At 48.1% G+C, this 15,255-nt stretch carries 14 protein-coding genes and 1 riboswitch; of the genes, 7 read left to right on the top strand and 7 right to left on the bottom strand.

The genetic code is table 11. The features are described from left to right. Positions 1-17 precede the first annotated feature (17 nt). The 5 genes from FTT68_RS09910 (at position 18) to ftsW (ending at position 5,120) form a co-directional block, all read left to right on the top strand. Positions 18-278 carry a FeoA family protein gene (locus FTT68_RS09910; RefSeq protein WP_005181588.1) on the top strand — a complete coding sequence of 87 codons (261 nt, stop codon included), beginning with the start codon at positions 18-20 and terminating at the stop codon, positions 276-278. Next, on the top strand, positions 275-2,128 hold the full coding sequence (locus tag FTT68_RS09905) for a ferrous iron transporter B (protein WP_168370314.1): 1,854 nt from the start codon (positions 275-277) through the stop codon (positions 2,126-2,128). The genes FTT68_RS09910 and FTT68_RS09905 overlap by 4 nt, the downstream gene beginning before the upstream one ends. A gap of 25 nt (positions 2,129-2,153) precedes the next feature. Then, the gene (locus FTT68_RS09900; protein WP_016659699.1) at positions 2,154-2,402 is read left to right on the top strand and encodes a DUF6587 family protein; all 249 of its coding nucleotides are present in this window, start codon (positions 2,154-2,156) and stop codon (positions 2,400-2,402) included. 154 nt (positions 2,403-2,556) lie between these two features. Further along, a complete protein-coding gene (gene murD / locus FTT68_RS09895) occupies positions 2,557-3,909 on the top strand; it encodes a UDP-N-acetylmuramoyl-L-alanine--D-glutamate ligase (protein WP_160241700.1) in 1,353 nt (450 codons plus the stop codon). A 14-nt stretch (positions 3,910-3,923) separates the two neighbouring features. Further along, positions 3,924-5,120, top strand: a complete 1,197-nt coding sequence (gene ftsW / locus FTT68_RS09890) for a putative lipid II flippase FtsW (protein WP_160241699.1) — start codon at positions 3,924-3,926, stop codon at positions 5,118-5,120. Here the strand turns inward: ftsW and FTT68_RS09885 are convergent. The 7 genes from FTT68_RS09885 to FTT68_RS09855 all read right to left on the bottom strand — a co-directional run bounded on the left by FTT68_RS09885 (position 5,109) and on the right by FTT68_RS09855 (position 11,790). Next, positions 5,109-5,369 (bottom strand): zinc-ribbon domain-containing protein, encoded by a 261-nt coding sequence (locus FTT68_RS09885; RefSeq protein WP_075167819.1) that lies wholly within the window; start codon positions 5,367-5,369, stop codon positions 5,109-5,111. The two genes, ftsW and FTT68_RS09885, sit on opposite strands and share 12 nt — an antisense overlap. A gap of 51 nt (positions 5,370-5,420) precedes the next feature. Then, the gene (gene gluQRS / locus FTT68_RS09880) at positions 5,421-6,341 is read right to left on the bottom strand and encodes a tRNA glutamyl-Q(34) synthetase GluQRS (RefSeq protein ID WP_168370315.1); all 921 of its coding nucleotides are present in this window, start codon (positions 6,339-6,341) and stop codon (positions 5,421-5,423) included. A 2-nt stretch (positions 6,342-6,343) separates the two neighbouring features. Further along, positions 6,344-6,871, bottom strand: a complete 528-nt coding sequence (gene dksA / locus FTT68_RS09875) for an RNA polymerase-binding protein DksA (protein ID WP_016659695.1) — start codon at positions 6,869-6,871, stop codon at positions 6,344-6,346. 214 nt (positions 6,872-7,085) lie between these two features. Then, positions 7,086-7,889, bottom strand: coding sequence for a metallophosphoesterase (locus FTT68_RS09870; protein WP_168370316.1), 804 nt, complete (start codon positions 7,887-7,889; stop codon positions 7,086-7,088). 21 nt (positions 7,890-7,910) lie between these two features. Continuing rightward, positions 7,911-8,519 carry an NUDIX domain-containing protein gene (locus FTT68_RS09865; protein WP_005181612.1) on the bottom strand — a complete coding sequence of 203 codons (609 nt, stop codon included), beginning with the start codon at positions 8,517-8,519 and terminating at the stop codon, positions 7,911-7,913. A gap of 77 nt (positions 8,520-8,596) precedes the next feature. Further along, complete coding sequence (thiC, locus tag FTT68_RS09860; protein WP_005181616.1) at positions 8,597-10,492, bottom strand: phosphomethylpyrimidine synthase ThiC; 1,896 nt, start codon at positions 10,490-10,492, stop codon at positions 8,597-8,599. A gap of 84 nt (positions 10,493-10,576) precedes the next feature. Further along, positions 10,577-10,707: riboswitch (TPP riboswitch) on the bottom strand. A 60-nt stretch (positions 10,708-10,767) separates the two neighbouring features. Next, entirely contained in the window at positions 10,768-11,790 is a 1,023-nt protein-coding gene (locus FTT68_RS09855) for a hypothetical protein (RefSeq protein ID WP_042119428.1), read from the bottom strand. Positions 11,791-12,138: 348 nt separating this feature from the next. On the opposite strand from FTT68_RS09855, the gene FTT68_RS09850 reads away from it, so the two are divergent. Both FTT68_RS09850 and phoU read left to right on the top strand, forming a co-directional pair. After that, entirely contained in the window at positions 12,139-13,479 is a 1,341-nt protein-coding gene (locus tag FTT68_RS09850) for a TolC family outer membrane protein (RefSeq protein WP_075174910.1), read from the top strand. A gap of 124 nt (positions 13,480-13,603) precedes the next feature. Next, positions 13,604-14,326 carry a phosphate signaling complex protein PhoU gene (gene phoU, locus FTT68_RS09845; RefSeq protein WP_005181619.1) on the top strand — a complete coding sequence of 241 codons (723 nt, stop codon included), beginning with the start codon at positions 13,604-13,606 and terminating at the stop codon, positions 14,324-14,326. Positions 14,327-15,255 lie beyond the last annotated feature (929 nt).

The following is a 15,255-nucleotide window of genomic DNA, read 5'->3' as shown; positions in this document are numbered from 1 at the left end:
AGCTTAGGAATTTCACAGTGCGTTTATCAGAGTTAAAGGTAAAGCAGACGGCTATTATCCGCCAGATTATCCGGCAGGATGAGGGGGGCGAGTCACACAATGACTTGGTGGCCAGCCGTCTGGAAACATTGGGGTTTGTGCCGGGCACGCGCGTTCAGGTCATTACCAAAGGTGTTTTTGGCGGGGATCCGATTCTGATTCAGGTCGGTTTTACCCGTTTTGCCTTACGCAAAAATGAAGCAGAGAAAATTGAAATTGAAGATGGAGTCACTACATGAGTGATGCCTTACGTATTGCCCTTGTAGGGAATCCTAACTGCGGTAAAACCTCATTATTCAACCATTTAACCGGTACACGTCAGAAAGTTGCCAACTATGCCGGCGTAACGGTCGAACGTAAAGTCGGTCATTTTAATTTACCTTCAGGCAAGCCGGTACGGGTGCTGGATTTACCTGGTACCTATAGTTTAAATGCTGCCAGTCCGGATGAAGCCATTACCCGTGATGTGGTACAGGGCAAACTGGCAGAAGAAGGCCAGCAGGATGCTTTCCTGTGCGTGGTTGATGCCACCAATCTGAAGCTGCATCTGAGTCTGGTACTGGAAATGATTGAACTGGGTCGTCCAATGTTGCTGGTGCTGAACATGATGGACGAAGCGCGTCGTCGTGGCATGCAGATCAACACCCAGAAACTGTCTGAGCGCCTCGGTGTGCCGGTGGTAGAAACCGTGGCCGTGCGCCGTTCCGGGATTGAAAACCTGATGAATGCGCTGGATCAGGGTAAATATGCGCTGCCACATACCGAATTGACCGGTCTGAAAGGCGATGCCCATCAGAAGGTCGAAACCCTGCTGAATGATGTGGTGCAATACGTTGATCAGGAAGATAAACGTTCCGATTTCCTCGATAAGGTGTTCCTGCATCCGGTGCTGGGTCTGGTCAGTCTGGCAGTCATGATGTTTATCATTTTCCAGGCGGTCTTTGCCTGGGCAGCCCCGTTTATGGACGGGATTGAAACCTTCTTTGGCTGGCTGGGTGAAGTGATTGGTGGCAGTATTGCTCATCCTTTACTGAACAGTCTGGTTGTGGACGGGATTATTGCCGGTGCCGGTGGTGTGGTGGTGTTCCTGCCGCAAATTCTGATTCTGTTCTTCTTTATTCTGGTTCTGGAAGAATCGGGTTATTTACCGCGTGCCGCATTCTTGCTGGATAAACTGATGTTTAAAGCCGGTTTAAGTGGCCGTGCCTTTATTCCGTTACTGTCCAGCTTTGCCTGCGCGATTCCGGGGATTATGGCAACGCGCAGTATCAGCGACCCGCGTGACCGTTTAACCACTATTTTTGTGGCACCGCTGATGACCTGTTCCGCGCGTTTACCGGTGTATGCGCTGTTAATTGCCGCCTTTATTCCGGAACAAACGGTATGGGGCCTGTTTAACCTGCAGGGTCTGGTGCTGTTTGCGCTGTATATGGCTGGTATTTTAAGTGCGCTGGGCGTGTCTTTTGTGCTGAAGTTTTTCCAGAAAGACAAGTCCGATCACATGCTGTTGATGGAACTGCCAAGTTACCGTTTCCCGGACATCAAAAACGTCTGGATTGGTTTGCTGGATCGCGCCCGAATCTTCCTGAAACGGGTCGGTGGCATCATCTTTGCCCTGTCGATTCTGCTCTGGTTCCTGTGTACCTTCCCGCAGCCGCCAGAAGGCGCGACCATGCCGGCGATTGATTATACCTTTGCCGGGATGCTGGGCCATATCATGCAGCCAATTTTTGCCCCACTGGGCTTTAACTGGCAGATCTGTATTGCCTTGATTCCAGCAATGGCAGCCCGTGAAGTGGTGGTGGCTGCACTGGGTACCATTTACGCCCTGTCAGGGGACGAAGATGCCATGGCCGATGGTCTGGCCAGCATCATCAGCAGCGGTGGTGACTTGGGCTGGTCATTGGCGACCGGTTTATCGCTACTGGTCTGGTTTATTTATGCACCGCACTGTCTGGCGACGCTGGCCACGGTACGCCGTGAAACGGCATCGTGGAAAATAGTGGGCTTTATGACCGTGTATCTGTTTGGTCTGGCCTATTTGATGTCATTCCTGACCTATCAGATTGCATCCAACCTGTTGGCTTAAGCCGAAACAAAAAAAGGAGACTGAAATGATTGAAGTATTGATTGTGGCGGTATTGGTGATGTGGAGCACGCTGGTGGTCTTCAAAAAGGTATTCCCGAAGACTTCAAATTCAGTCTTTCTGAAGTTGTCGGATGCCTGTACGGCAAAAGGCTGGCACACGCTGGGCAAATGGTTCAGACCGAAAATGGCTGCCGGTTGTGGCGGTGGCTGTGATTGTCCGGTGTCGGAGCAGGCCAGCAAGAAAACTGAAGTACAAGGGGTCAAGTGGAAGTAAGCCCTTGAGCATCAAAAAAGCCGTCATCTCTATGACGGCTTTTTTACGCACTGACACAAAATTTTTTCCAGAAACTGCAAACAGAAAAAGCATTCAAAACCCCAAAGTGCTAACATTTCCGCAGTTTAAAATCCAAATCATTGATGGAGCTCAAATGTTAATACAACGCGGTGGATTAAAAGTTGTGGCAGGTCTTGGCATTTCAGGTGTTGCAGCAGTCAACTTCTTGCATGATCAGGGCTACCGCGTTGCCGTAACAGACTCTCGAGCGACACCCCCCGGTTATGACCAGATTCCGGCCGAGGTTCAGACCAGTTTTGGCCAGTTTGACCAGGAACTGCTGTTGTCTGCTGAAGAAATTATCATCAGTCCGGGGCTTGATCCAAAACTGCCAGAAATTCAGACGGCAATAGCGCAGGGCATTCCGGTGGTCAGTGAAATCCAGATTTTGCGCCGTGCCACTGACAAGCCAATTGTGGCCATTACCGGTTCCAATGCCAAAAGTACCGTAACCACACTAATTGGCCTGATGGCTGCCGATGCTGGCAAGAAGGTCGCGGTTGGGGGTAATCTGGGCCGTCCGGCGCTGGATTTAACCAAAGATGATCCGGAGCTGTATATTCTGGAACTTTCCAGCTTTCAGTTAGAAACCACCTCAAACCTGAATGCTGAAGTGGCGGTGGTGCTGAACATGAGTGAAGACCATCTGGACCGTCATGGTGACATGCTCGGTTATCACACCGCCAAACACCGTATTTTTCAGGGCGTGAAACAGGTGGTGTATAACCGTGATGATGCACTGACCCGTCCACTGGTGCCAGATACCACCCCTATGCAGAGCTTTGGCCTGAACGCACCAGATATCAACCAGTTTGGTATTTTAAAAGAAACAGATGGCACCATTTGGCTGGCGCGTGGCCGTGAACGTCTGCTGAAAAGCAGCGACATGTATATTCAGGGTACGCATAATATTGCCAATGCCTTGGCCTGTCTGGCGCTGGGTGAAGCGATTGGCCTGCCGATGGACAGCATGCTGAACACCTTAAAAAGCTTTAAAGGTCTGGAGCATCGCTGTGAATTCGTCAAAGAGGTCGCAGGCGTGCGTTATTATAACGACTCCAAAGGCACCAATATTGGTGCCACCCTTGCGGCACTGGAAGGCTTGGGTGCAGCAATTCAGCCGTATGGTGGTCAGGTGGCCATTATTTTAGGCGGGCAGGGCAAAGGCCAGGACTTTAAGGCACTGCGTCAGGCGCTCAGTCAATACGCCAAACTGGCAGTGTTGATTGGTGAAGATGCCGCGCTGATTGAAGCGGCGGTACAGGGCACTACCACGCTGCTCCATGCCGACAGTCTGCAACAGGCGGTCACACTGTGCCAGCAGCATACCCAGCCGCAGGATGTCGTGTTATTGTCACCTGCATGTGCAAGTTTTGATATGTTCTCGGGCTATCCGGAACGTGGTCGTCAGTTCGTGGCTTATGTCAACGAACTTGGTCAAGAATAATAAGGATTTGGGATATGGCTGGCTTTGCTCAGACAACGATCAATAAAATCAATCAGGTCTATGAGCGCTGGTTACCGCGGTTACCGGCCGAAGTGAATGTACGCAATGTGCTCATTTTTAGCGTATTGGCCTTGCTCTGTATCGGCTCGATTATGGTGGCGTCTGCCTCAATGCCCTATGCCGAGCGTATGCATGAAAATGCCTTCCATTATGTACTGCGGCATGGTATTTCAATTGCGGTAGCGCTAATTGCCGCCTATACCGTGTATAAAGTTCCCTTAAACCTCTGGTTCAATAACACCTTCTTTTTATGGATTATTACCATTGCCTTGCTGATTGCGGTACTGGTGGTCGGTACCGAAGTCAATGGTTCCAAACGCTGGATTCGGGTGGCCGGGTTTACCTTGCAGGCTTCAGAAGTGGCCAAGGTGATGATGGCGATTTTTACCGCCGACTACGTGGTACGTCGTGCCGAAGAAGTGCGTAATAATATTAAAGGTCTGGTACGGCTGGCAGTGATTATGGCGGCGACTGTGGGCCTGATTACGGCAGAACCGGATTTGGGTGCGACTGTGGTGATTGCGTTGACCATGCTCGGGGTGTTCTTCCTGGCCGGTGCACCACTGATTCAGTTCGGGATTGCCTTGGGTGCGATGCTGGGTGCGTTTACCTTCCTGGTGGTGTTTGAGCCCTACCGTTTTGAACGTTTAATGTCTTTCTCTAACCCGTGGAATGATCCGCTCGGGGCCGGTTATCAGCTGTCAAATGCCTTAATGGCTTTTGGCCGGGGTGAATGGGCCGGGGTGGGGTTGGGGCATAGTATCCAGAAAATGTCCTATCTGCCGGAAGCACATACTGACTTTATGCTGGCCGTTTTAGGCGAAGAATTTGGCTTTTTTGGTATCCTGGTGGTGCTGAGCCTGTCTTTCACCATGCTGGTCTGCTGTATTCGCATTGGTCATCGTGCCTTGCGACATCAGTATTTACGTGCTGGTTATCTGGCCTATGGCATCAGCATCATCTTCCTGTTACAGATTCTGGTGAATGCCGGCATGAATATGGGCATGTTGCCGACTAAAGGGCTGACCCTGCCATTTATCAGTTATGGTGGTTCATCGCTAATTATGTGTGCGGTGATGGTCAGTCTGATTCTGAAAATTGAAAGTACTACCCAGCAGACCAATCCAAGCCGTGAGGAATCAAGCTTCTAGATTGCTCTGCTGAAATGGATCTGGCTGAGCATGGTGCAACACTGTGCTTGGCATTTCCGTTTTACAGTTAAGACATTTGACAAAGCTGCCTTTGGCTTTGGATAGCGGAATTAAAGGAATAAAAAATAAGGAAAAATAATTGCGCTGCTGCTTCAGTTCATAGCTGGTGCGGCTGCGACAGACCGGACAGACAAACTGGTTTTTCTCTAGCACTTTGGTTTTTGGACCAATCCCGAAAATAAAAAACATAGTAATCCCATCTTGCAGTTATTTTTTTCTAGATTAGCGCAAATTGTGTAGTTATGCGTAGCTGCCCTGTAGCTGAGTTGTATGTGGAATGGCGTCAATTGACCACTGGGCAATGGCTTGCTGCAGCATACGTGCCGGGGTATCTAAAACTACCGGGGGTTGGTGCAAAGCCGTGAGCGCCTGTTGTAACAGCAGAGGAGCCTGATTCAAATCCAGTGGCTGAGCCAGGTTCTGCTTGGAGAGTTTTTGCCCCTGATCATTCATGGCCAGCGGCAAATGCAGATAGCGCAGTTCCGGATAGCCCAGCACCTGCCCAAGCCAGATTTGCCGTTCGGTATTGTCCAAGAGGTCTGCGCCGCGGACCACATCGGTAATGCCTTGCAGATAGTCATCGACCACCACGGCCAGTTGATAGTTAATAATCCCGTCACGGCGTTTTAAGACAAAATCACCCAGATCCTGCTGCAGGTTGGAGCAATGCCGGCCCTGCAAGCGGTCTTCAAAGCAGATGTCTGTATCGGTCACTTTCAGGCGGATGGCCTGCTGTGCAAAGGGGAGTTGCAGATTGCGGCAGGTGCCAGCATAAATATGATTGGAACCGAGCATTTTACGCGTGCACTGACAGGCATAGACCCAGCCTTGCTCGGCGAGTTGCTCAAGAACGTCTTCGTAAATGGCCAAACGGTCTTTTTGAAACAGAATCTCGCCATCCGGCTCGAACTGAAAGGCATCTAAAGAACGTAGGATATGCGCTTCACTGCCGGGATAAATACGGGGAATGTCAGTGTCTTCAATACGGACCAGCCAGCGCCCATGCTGGGCCTTGGCGTCACAATAACTGGCCACCGCGGTAATGAGGGAACCAAAATGCAAAGGGCCGGTTGGCGATGGCGCAAACCGGCCCACGTAATTCTCTTCAGCTTTCCCTCCCTTTATTAAAGGGAGGGGCAGGGAGGGATTACGAATAGACATGCTTAACCGTTATTTTGCTTCTCTTTGATTTCTGCCAAAGTTTTGCAGTCAATACATAAAGTCGCAGTTGGACGCGCTTCTAAACGGCGTAAACCAATTTCGATTCCGCAGGTTTCACAGAAACCGTAGTCATCGTTTTTAATGGCTTCAATGGATTGTTCAATTTTACGGATCAGTTTGCGTTCACGGTCACGGGTACGTAACTCGATAGCAAACTCTTCTTCCTGAGTGGCGCGGTCGTTTACGTCAGGCAATGCAGTATTTTCATCTTGCATTGTGTTTAGCGTACGATCAACTTCAGACATCAGCTCGGCTTTCCAGGCCAAGAGAATCTGACGGAAGTGCTCAAGCTGGCCCTCAGACATATATTCTTCATTTTTTTTCGGCTGATAAGGCTCAATACCAAATAAGCTAGCAGTAGAACCACCTTCTGACGCCTTTGGCTTTGTCTTACGCACGCGCTTTGTAGATTTTTCCTCTACAACATCTGTTTGTTCGTCCAAGACTTGATTTTGGTTGTCATTCGCCATGTAGGGCATTCCTCATCATATACGTATTATCTATACGCAAAAAATATGGTGATATGCAAGTGTTTTTATCCACTCCCAAGGAGAAGATTATCCCTTCGGGGGTCGTCATCATATAGACTTTTTATGTATATTGATAGTCTTTGATGTTTGGATTTCGTCGTATCACGTTTTCCTTCGCAGCCATAACTTAAAGCAAAAAGATTAAAATGAAAAGTTAATAACCTGAAATTTCATTATTTATTTGACCGACTAAATTTTCAACACGATGCACCTGTGTGTCGAACTCGCCGTTATCCTTTAAATGTAAGACCCGATAGCCCGGTGCTTCCTGTCCCAGGGCAAAATCATCACTATGCGGTTTAAATTGTACTGAAGTCGAAGGCGTTGAATAAAAAGGAATATTGTTCCAGATGTTCAGTGAATCCTGATGCACGTGGCCAAATAAAACCGCTTTAATATTCTGGTGCTTGACCATCACTTCAGTCAGATCGGCGGTATTTTTCAGTTTATGCTGATCGACCCAATGCGACTGCATGGCAAAAGGATGATGATGACAGGCCAGAATCACATGCTGGCCGGCATGTTCGGTTAACAGCTGGTCCAGTTGCGCGAGCTGGGAGGGTTCAATCCGGCCATCAATCTGATTCTTGACCGCACTGTTCAGCAGCATGATGGTCCAGCGACCCAAATGAATGGCATGTACCCGGTTTTGCTGCTGGTGAAACGGAAAATACTCCACCTCATCATGATTGCCCGGAATCTGATAAAACGGAATATTCAGGCGGTGCATAAATGCCAGATAGCGCGCATAGGTCGCCGGCACTGGCACCTGTGCCAGATCCCCGGTATGAAAAATGGCATCCAGCTCAGGATAACGTTGCTGAATATCACGCATGATGCCATGAAAGCTGTGTTCCGGATTCATCTGCACAAATTTAAGCTCTTCCTGATCCATTAAATGTGTGTCTGAAATCTGGACGATGGTCCAGCTTTGTGTATTTTTGCTTATAAAAGTCATGCCTGACCCCTTAGACATTCCTTATGGTTTAATTTGTTGTTGTAACCATTGCAGGGCGATGATCAGCGGCGCATTCCTGAGCCGACCATTGGCCAATAAGATGGGTAAGTGCTCATATTCAAAAATATGCAATTGAATATTTTCGCCTTCCTCACTAAGACCAAACACACCGCCTTGTTCAGGCAAATTTACTTTCGCACTATATAAATGAAAGATTTCCGCACAAGCTCCTGCAGAAGGATAGAAGGTAAACAGATGCTGCAGTTCTTCAACTTCGCAGCCTGATTCTTCTAGGGTTTCACGGCGAATGCAGCTTTCCGGTGACTCATCACCATCGAGTACGCCCGCAATGACTTCGAGTTGCCAGGGAGAATCCTGATCATCCATTGCCCCAATACGAAATTGTTCTATTAATGCAAATTTATGTTTTTTTTCATCATATAACAATACACCGGCTGCCTCCGGGCGTTGAATCAACTCCCGATGAATGACCGGTGTATAGTGGTTTTGATTAAACAGGCGATGGCTCAGACTGACTTTTTCAACCTGAATAAAGCCACGAAACAAGAATTCACGCTGTTGAATGCGCAGTTCATTTCGACCATAGGTCGCCTGTTTAAGTATTTCCATAAAACATCATACGGATGAAGAACATCAGTTTTCATCCTAACTGAGATTAAATGGAACACAAACTCTTTTTCGATAGTTTAGACGTCGTGGTACAATTTTTGACCAGTCTGCTGATAGGTCTCCTTCATGGCTTTGAGACCTTCCGCAACCTCTGTATCACTTTGCATGGCTTCTTTAGCAAGATTCTGATTTTGCGCATAATCTCTCACATTTTGGGTGATTTTCATGGAGCAGAATTTCGGTCCACACATCGAACAGAAGTGCGCTGATTTGTGTGCTTCTTTCGGCAAGGTTTCATCATGCATACTGCGCGCCGTATCCGGGTCCAGACTCAGGTTAAACTGATCTTCCCAGCGGAATTCAAAGCGGGCTTTGGACAGGGCATTGTCACGCGCCTGCGCACCCGGATGACCTTTGGCCAGATCGGCGGCATGTGCAGCAATCTTGTAGGTGATAATACCGTCTTTAACATCTTTCTTGTTCGGCAGACCTAAATGCTCTTTTGGCGTCACATAGCACAGCATGGCCGTGCCATACCAGCCAATCATGGCGGCCCCAATGGCCGAGGTAATATGGTCATAGCCCGGTGCAATATCGGTGGTTAGCGGACCAAGGGTATAGAACGGCGCCTCTTTGCAGACTTCCAGTTGCAGATCCATATTTTCCTTGATCATATGCATTGGCACATGACCCGGGCCTTCAATCATCACCTGTACATCATGTTCCCATGCGCGATGCGTTAACTCGCCCAGGGTACGAAGTTCGCTGAATTGTGCTTCATCATTGGCATCCTGAATACAGCCCGGACGCAGGCCATCGCCCAGACTGAATGACACGTCATAGGCTTTCATGATTTCACAGATTTCATCGAAGTGGGTGTACAGGAAGTTTTCTTCATGATGCGCCAGACACCACTGCGCCATGATTGAACCGCCACGTGACACAATACCGGTGAGACGGTTGGCGGTCAGCGGTACATAACGCAGCAGTACCCCGGCATGAATGGTGAAGTAATCCACACCTTGTTCGGCCTGTTCAATCAGGGTGTCTTTAAAGATTTCCCAGGTCAGGTCTTCTGCCACGCCGTTGACTTTTTCCAGGGCCTGATAAATGGGCACGGTACCAATTGGCACGGGTGAGTTACGGATAATCCATTCGCGGGTTTCATGAATATTTTTCCCGGTCGATAAATCCATGATGGTGTCGGCGCCCCAGCGGGTGGCCCAGGTCATTTTTGCCACTTCTTCGGCAATGTCGGAACCCAGTGCCGAGTTACCAATATTGGCATTAATTTTCACCAGGAAATTACGGCCAATAATCATTGGCTCAATTTCAGGGTGGTTAATGTTGGCGGGAATAATGGCGCGGCCGGCAGCGACTTCCTGACGTACAAATTCCGGGGTAATTTCACGCAGGTTTTGTGCGCCAAAGTTTTGTCCCGGATGCTGGCGCATATCGACGCCTTGCTGCTGGCGCAGGTTTTCACGGATGGCGATGTATTCCATTTCCGGGGTAATAATGCCCTGTTTGGCATAGTGCATTTGGGTCACGTTATGCCCGCGTTTGGCCCGGCGCGGTTTCTGGATATGGGCAAAACGGATGTCGGCAGTGCGGATGTCACGCAGGCGTTCCTGACCGAATTTAGAACTGAGCTGATCCAGAATTTCAGTATCGTTACGCTCTTCAATCCAGCGTTCACGCACATTCGGTAAACCCTGGTTCAGATCAATATTGACTTCCGGGTCGGTGTAAACGCCAGAGGTGTCATAGACCATTACCGGCGGATTGTGTTCACCGCCTAAACTGGTTGGGGTTTCAGTCAGTTCAATCTGGCGCATCGGGACACGGATATCCTCACGTGAGCCCTGAATATAGACTTTGCTCGAAGCGGGTAAAATACGGGTGAGGTCTTTGGCATCTTGCTCGTGTTGAGCAGAAATGGCCTCAGAAGAAAGATTCGTTAATTGGTTCATACCATGATCCTTATGAAGAGCATCAACGAATCAAGCACGACCAAAACGAAACGGATTTATCCTGAACAATAAATCGAAACTTAAGGTTTAGTTGCGCTTGATTCCTACGCAGGTGTTAACCTGATCAGGTTCAACGGTACTTGTGCTTAATCATCTATACGGTTAGACAATTACACAATCTCAGCGAGGATTTACTCGCGCTCCGTCAAGCTGCTTAAATCTTAACAGGTTGGCTTAAAAAGGCCAGTGATAAAACTGCCAAATTGGTGGATGGCTTAGTTATTCTGATAGGGCATACAGACCGCATCGCTAAAACAGTCACGGGTCGGGCTTAAGCCGTTTAGCGGTAAATCCAGATAATGGGACAGCTGCTTTAGCGCCAGGGTATTGGCACGTTCATTGTTTTGTTCCTGTGCAGTCAGGCTGACTGGAATACGGTTACGCCGTTCCTGTGGCGACATCTGTACAAAGCTGCGGAATTTACGCGCCTGATCTGCCAGTCGCGACTGCTCCAGCTTGGCCAGCTTTTCAATTTCATACCAGACACTGGGCTGAATCGCATATTCTGCTTCATAGCTGTCTGAAACCGGGGTATTTAAGGTGCCTTTGAACAGGAACATACGATAGACCTGATCCAGATAACGCGCATCGCGGATATAGCTGCTGTCAGGATAGTTTTTGACATAATCTTCCCAGAACAGGGCACGACGCACCACTTCCTGGGCATCAATGGTCAGGCCGCCATCACGAATCGGACGCTGCATATTCTGTTCGGCCAGATTTTCAATAAAAATCCGTTCGGCATCGGGCAGATAAGGCGCAAAAATACGAGCCAGGTACTGCGGATTACGCCGATAGACCAGTTGCCCTTCACCGGCATCATACAGGTCGACATAGGCCTGACCTTTGTGTTTCAGCAGATACTGGTCGCGTAAGGCAAACTGTTCGAAATGGCTTTGCTGAATGGTGGGATGCTGGGCCAGATCAAAGGCATACTGATCAAAAGCGGTCTGCTGCTGGGCGGTACGTTCGACTTTCAGAAAATTCTGGTACATCTGGGCAGACAGTTCCAGCAGATGCTGCTGGTCGGGGAAATCCATTAGTGGCAAACAGACTTTTAAATCCTGGTTAATCTGTTCCAGGGCAAAGGTGGTGCGCTGCTGGTTAATCTCGCGCATTTCCTGTTCAATACCGCGGCAGATCGACTTTAAATCGACCGCCTGTTCAGCCACAGCCTGCTTCGGCTTCTGTTCAATGACCACAGGAGGTTCTGGCCTTTGACACGCGGTCAAAACCATTGCAGAACATAAACTGAGCAGTAAAGTACGCCAGCGGGGAGAAATAAGCTTCACGATAACCCAATTAAAAAAAGCAGCAAAAAACAACAAGTGCGGAATGTATGGCGCTATTGTAACCAGCTTCGGGCCGGTGAATTGTAGCGTTGTGCTGAAGTTTGGTTACGTGGCTGTGAGTGCGCTCCTGACTCAACTCAACTGGACAGCTTGCTGCTTGAGTTAAAGCGGTAAAATATAAAAAAATAATCAAAAACATACGAAAAAAATGCGATAAATCGCTACTATGGAGCAAATTGAGTCAATGCTTGACTGAGACATGGCCATTTTGGCGAGATGAGTTAAACGAATAAAATGAAGAAAAAAATATGTGTATTGGGCCTGCTGTTGTTTAGCCCTTGGGCGCAAGCCTTGGATCTGGTCGAGGCCTATGAGCGTGCCAAAGCCACCGACCCGAACTGGCAGGCCAATCTGTTGCAATATGAAGCCGATCAACTGAATTTAGGCATTGCCAAAGGCAATTTGCTGCCGACCGTGACTGTGTCTGGCAATATCACCCGGCGCAGTCAGGACGCCAATGCTGCGACAATTCCAGGTTTTCCAGTCAGCTCTGAAAGCCTGTCGCCTTCAGCAACCACCACCCGTCAGGTGAGTGTCACTGCACGCCAGCCTTTATTCCGCTGGGATGCCTGGGAAGGCCTAAAACAGGTCAAAACCTCACTCAGTCTCAGTGAAGTCACCTTAAGACTGCAAAAGCAGGAGCATATCTTAAATGTGGCCGAAGCCTATTTTAATGTGCTACGTCAGCAGTCTTTAACCACCGCCTATTTACAGGAAGAGCAGGCGCTGCTGGAACAGCTGAACATGATGAATGCCAAGCTGCGTGAAGGACTGGTTGCGCGCAGTGATGTCAGCGAAGCCGAGGCGCAATATCAAAATGCCAAGGCCAACCGGATTGCTACCCATGTGCAGCTGGTGCTGGCACAGGAACAACTGGCGCAGCTGATCGGGCCATATCGTGAAAATCTGGCGGTATTGCGAGATGACTTTCAGTTCCAAAAGCCTTATCCGGCCAGTTTAGAGGCATGGACCGAGCTGGCACAAAGTCAGAACCTGTCCATTTTACAGGCCCGCTTGCAGCAGCGTTATGCCGAAGACCAGAAACGGGTCGAGCAGGCCGCGCGTTATCCGCAAATTGAAGCGGTCGGTACTTATGGCTATAACAAGCAGACGCCACAAAGCCTGATTTCTCAGGATGGTCAGTTTGATCAGGTCGGCATTGAAATGAACTGGAATGTGTTTACCGGCGGCCGTACCCAGCGCAATATCCAGAAAGCAGCAGTGAATGTCGATAAAGCCGAAGCCGAGCTGGATGCGGCCATCCGTAAAGCCAATACCGATGTAAAAAGTGCCTATTTGCAGGTGGAAACCGATCAGTCCAAATTACAGGCACGACAGGCGGCCATGCAATCGGCGCAACTGGTATCGCGCGCCTCCCGTGCCCAATATCATGAAGGCCTAAAAACCATGGTCGATGTCCTGCTGGCCCAGCGTAATGCTTTTTCGGCCAAGCAGGACTATTTGAATGCCAAATATGATTATCTGATTAATGTGCTGCGCCTCCGGGCATCGGTGGGGCAACTCAGTGAAAAAGATCTGGCTGAGATGAACTTGTGGTTAATAGAAAAACCTTAAATTTCAATAAAATAAAATGATGCAATCGGGCACTTGTTTAAATTGTCATAAAAGCTTAATGTTTAATGTGATTTAATAATCAATGATCAAATAAGTCCGTTATTATTGCATTGGAGTACATCTCTTGAGTCCAAATAATCCTGTGTTAAATCACCATATTTCTTCTCAATTTAATGAAGATCTACAGGATGTCAATACAAAATTCATGACCATGGGTGGCTTGGTAGAGCAGCAGGTGGCCAATGCGATTCATGCATTGCTGGACACAGATGCCGCGATGGCAATAGAGGTGCAATTTCAGGACAATGCGGTGAACCGTCTGGAAACTGAAATTGATGAAGCATTAACCCTGATTTTGGCGCGCCGTCATCCTGCAGCAATTGACCTGCGCATGGTGATTGCCATGAGCAAGGCCAATACCGACCTGGAACGTATTGGCGATGAAGCGGCCAAAATTGCCCGGATTGCACAAAGCTTGTGTGAAGAAGGTGGCTCGCCGCGCGGTTATATGGAAACCCGTCATATTGGCAACCAGGTGCGAGTCATGATTCATGATGCGCTGGATGCTTTTGCCCGTTTAGATGTCGATCAGGCTTTACGCGTACTGCTGGCCGATGCCGATATCGACCGTGAATACCAGTCGGCCACCCGGACTTTAATGACCTATATGATTGAAGATCCACGTCATATTTCCCGCGTCATCAATGTAATGTGGGTACTGCGTTCCCTAGAGCGGATTGGTGACCATGCGCGTAATATTTCCGAGCAAGTGATTTATATGGTCAAAGGTCTGGATGTGCGTCATACCAGCATGGAAGAAATTGAACAGAAAGTTCAAGAACGCTAAGTTTGAATACCAGAAACAGCCTGAAATAATTTCAGGCTTTTTTTTATGGATTACGCATAAAATGGATAAAAAAAATCCCAGATTTTGGGGGAAATCTGAGATCGAAATCGGGGATATTTATATCTATTATAAGAGATGCTTCCATCTCCTTGATTGTTATTATAGGAAGATGATGCGCGGAAATCTTTAAGCTTATTGTAGTCTAATGTTGAGTTTTATGAACAAATGTATCGGCCAGTTACAATACCAATCGGTTAAATAGGGTAATTTTAATCTAAATTATAAACCCCTGATTTTGGTGAAGTAAAACTTTATAGTTGTCCAGATACACCTATCAATTCAACAAAAACAGATCACCTCAACGCTCACTATAAACAGGGAGCTTGCGGCTGGAAAACAACAAAGTTCATCTACTTTTTCTGTGCCAAGCCTGAAATGGGTGAATGAAGAGGAATTCATTTTTTATCGATGAAATTTTTTTGGATTAAAGGCTAAAAGCATCTTCCGAGATAAAACCCTATGTGCAGTGGTTGATCTTGGGTTTGGATAGAGTAAAAGAAAAGCTCCATTTCTGGAGCCTTTCAAATTTAAGTCTACGCGCTTCGCTTGTCTTACGTAATTTTTACAACCGTGCATAAAAAAATCCCCAAAAAATGGAGATTCTTTTTGCATGAAAGTCTACGCGGACTTCGTCCTTGTCTTGCGTAAAACTTAAAGCAGCGCTTTCTTTTTTACTCGAAGCACAGCTTCTCGTCTTGCGGCGTGGCGGAGCAGTATCGAGTATAAAAAAGGAGCCTCTTCAGCATTGCTGTCCCACAATTTTTCACAAGAGGAAGCTCATTTGAGCTTCCTCTTGTTTTATGGGTATTTTATCGGGTGAAAATAAAGCTTTTAAAGTTCTTCTTTCAAACAAATTCACTTGAATTATT

It is taken from the genome of Acinetobacter sp. Q85-2 (assembly GCF_013420555.1).
GTDB classification, from domain to species: domain Bacteria; phylum Pseudomonadota; class Gammaproteobacteria; order Pseudomonadales; family Moraxellaceae; genus Acinetobacter; species Acinetobacter indicus.
The sequence above is the reverse complement of the archived record's forward strand: the minus strand, read 5'-3'. Positions and strand labels throughout refer to the sequence as shown.

What these genes read in the sequence shown, in the direction of transcription:
- FTT68_RS09870 (WP_168370316.1), bottom strand. Translation starts at nt 7,889, where the DNA reads ATGACTTTTATAAGCAAAAATACACAAAGCTGGACCATCGTCCAGATT.
- FTT68_RS09850 (WP_075174910.1), top strand. Translation starts at nt 12,139, where the DNA reads ATGAAGAAAAAAATATGTGTATTGGGCCTGCTGTTGTTTAGCCCTTGG.
- FTT68_RS09855 (WP_042119428.1), bottom strand. Translation starts at nt 11,790, where the DNA reads ATGGTTTTGACCGCGTGTCAAAGGCCAGAACCTCCTGTGGTCATTGAA.
- gluQRS (WP_168370315.1), bottom strand. Translation starts at nt 6,341, where the DNA reads ATGTCTATTCGTAATCCCTCCCTGCCCCTCCCTTTAATAAAGGGAGGG.
- FTT68_RS09885 (WP_075167819.1), bottom strand. Translation starts at nt 5,369, where the DNA reads ATGTTTTTTATTTTCGGGATTGGTCCAAAAACCAAAGTGCTAGAGAAA.
- ftsW (WP_160241699.1), top strand. Translation starts at nt 3,924, where the DNA reads ATGGCTGGCTTTGCTCAGACAACGATCAATAAAATCAATCAGGTCTAT.
- murD (WP_160241700.1), top strand. Translation starts at nt 2,557, where the DNA reads ATGTTAATACAACGCGGTGGATTAAAAGTTGTGGCAGGTCTTGGCATT.
- FTT68_RS09865 (WP_005181612.1), bottom strand. Translation starts at nt 8,519, where the DNA reads ATGGAAATACTTAAACAGGCGACCTATGGTCGAAATGAACTGCGCATT.
- thiC (WP_005181616.1), bottom strand. Translation starts at nt 10,492, where the DNA reads ATGAACCAATTAACGAATCTTTCTTCTGAGGCCATTTCTGCTCAACAC.
- FTT68_RS09905 (WP_168370314.1), top strand. Translation starts at nt 275, where the DNA reads ATGAGTGATGCCTTACGTATTGCCCTTGTAGGGAATCCTAACTGCGGT.
- dksA (WP_016659695.1), bottom strand. Translation starts at nt 6,871, where the DNA reads ATGGCGAATGACAACCAAAATCAAGTCTTGGACGAACAAACAGATGTT.
- FTT68_RS09900 (WP_016659699.1), top strand. Translation starts at nt 2,154, where the DNA reads ATGATTGAAGTATTGATTGTGGCGGTATTGGTGATGTGGAGCACGCTG.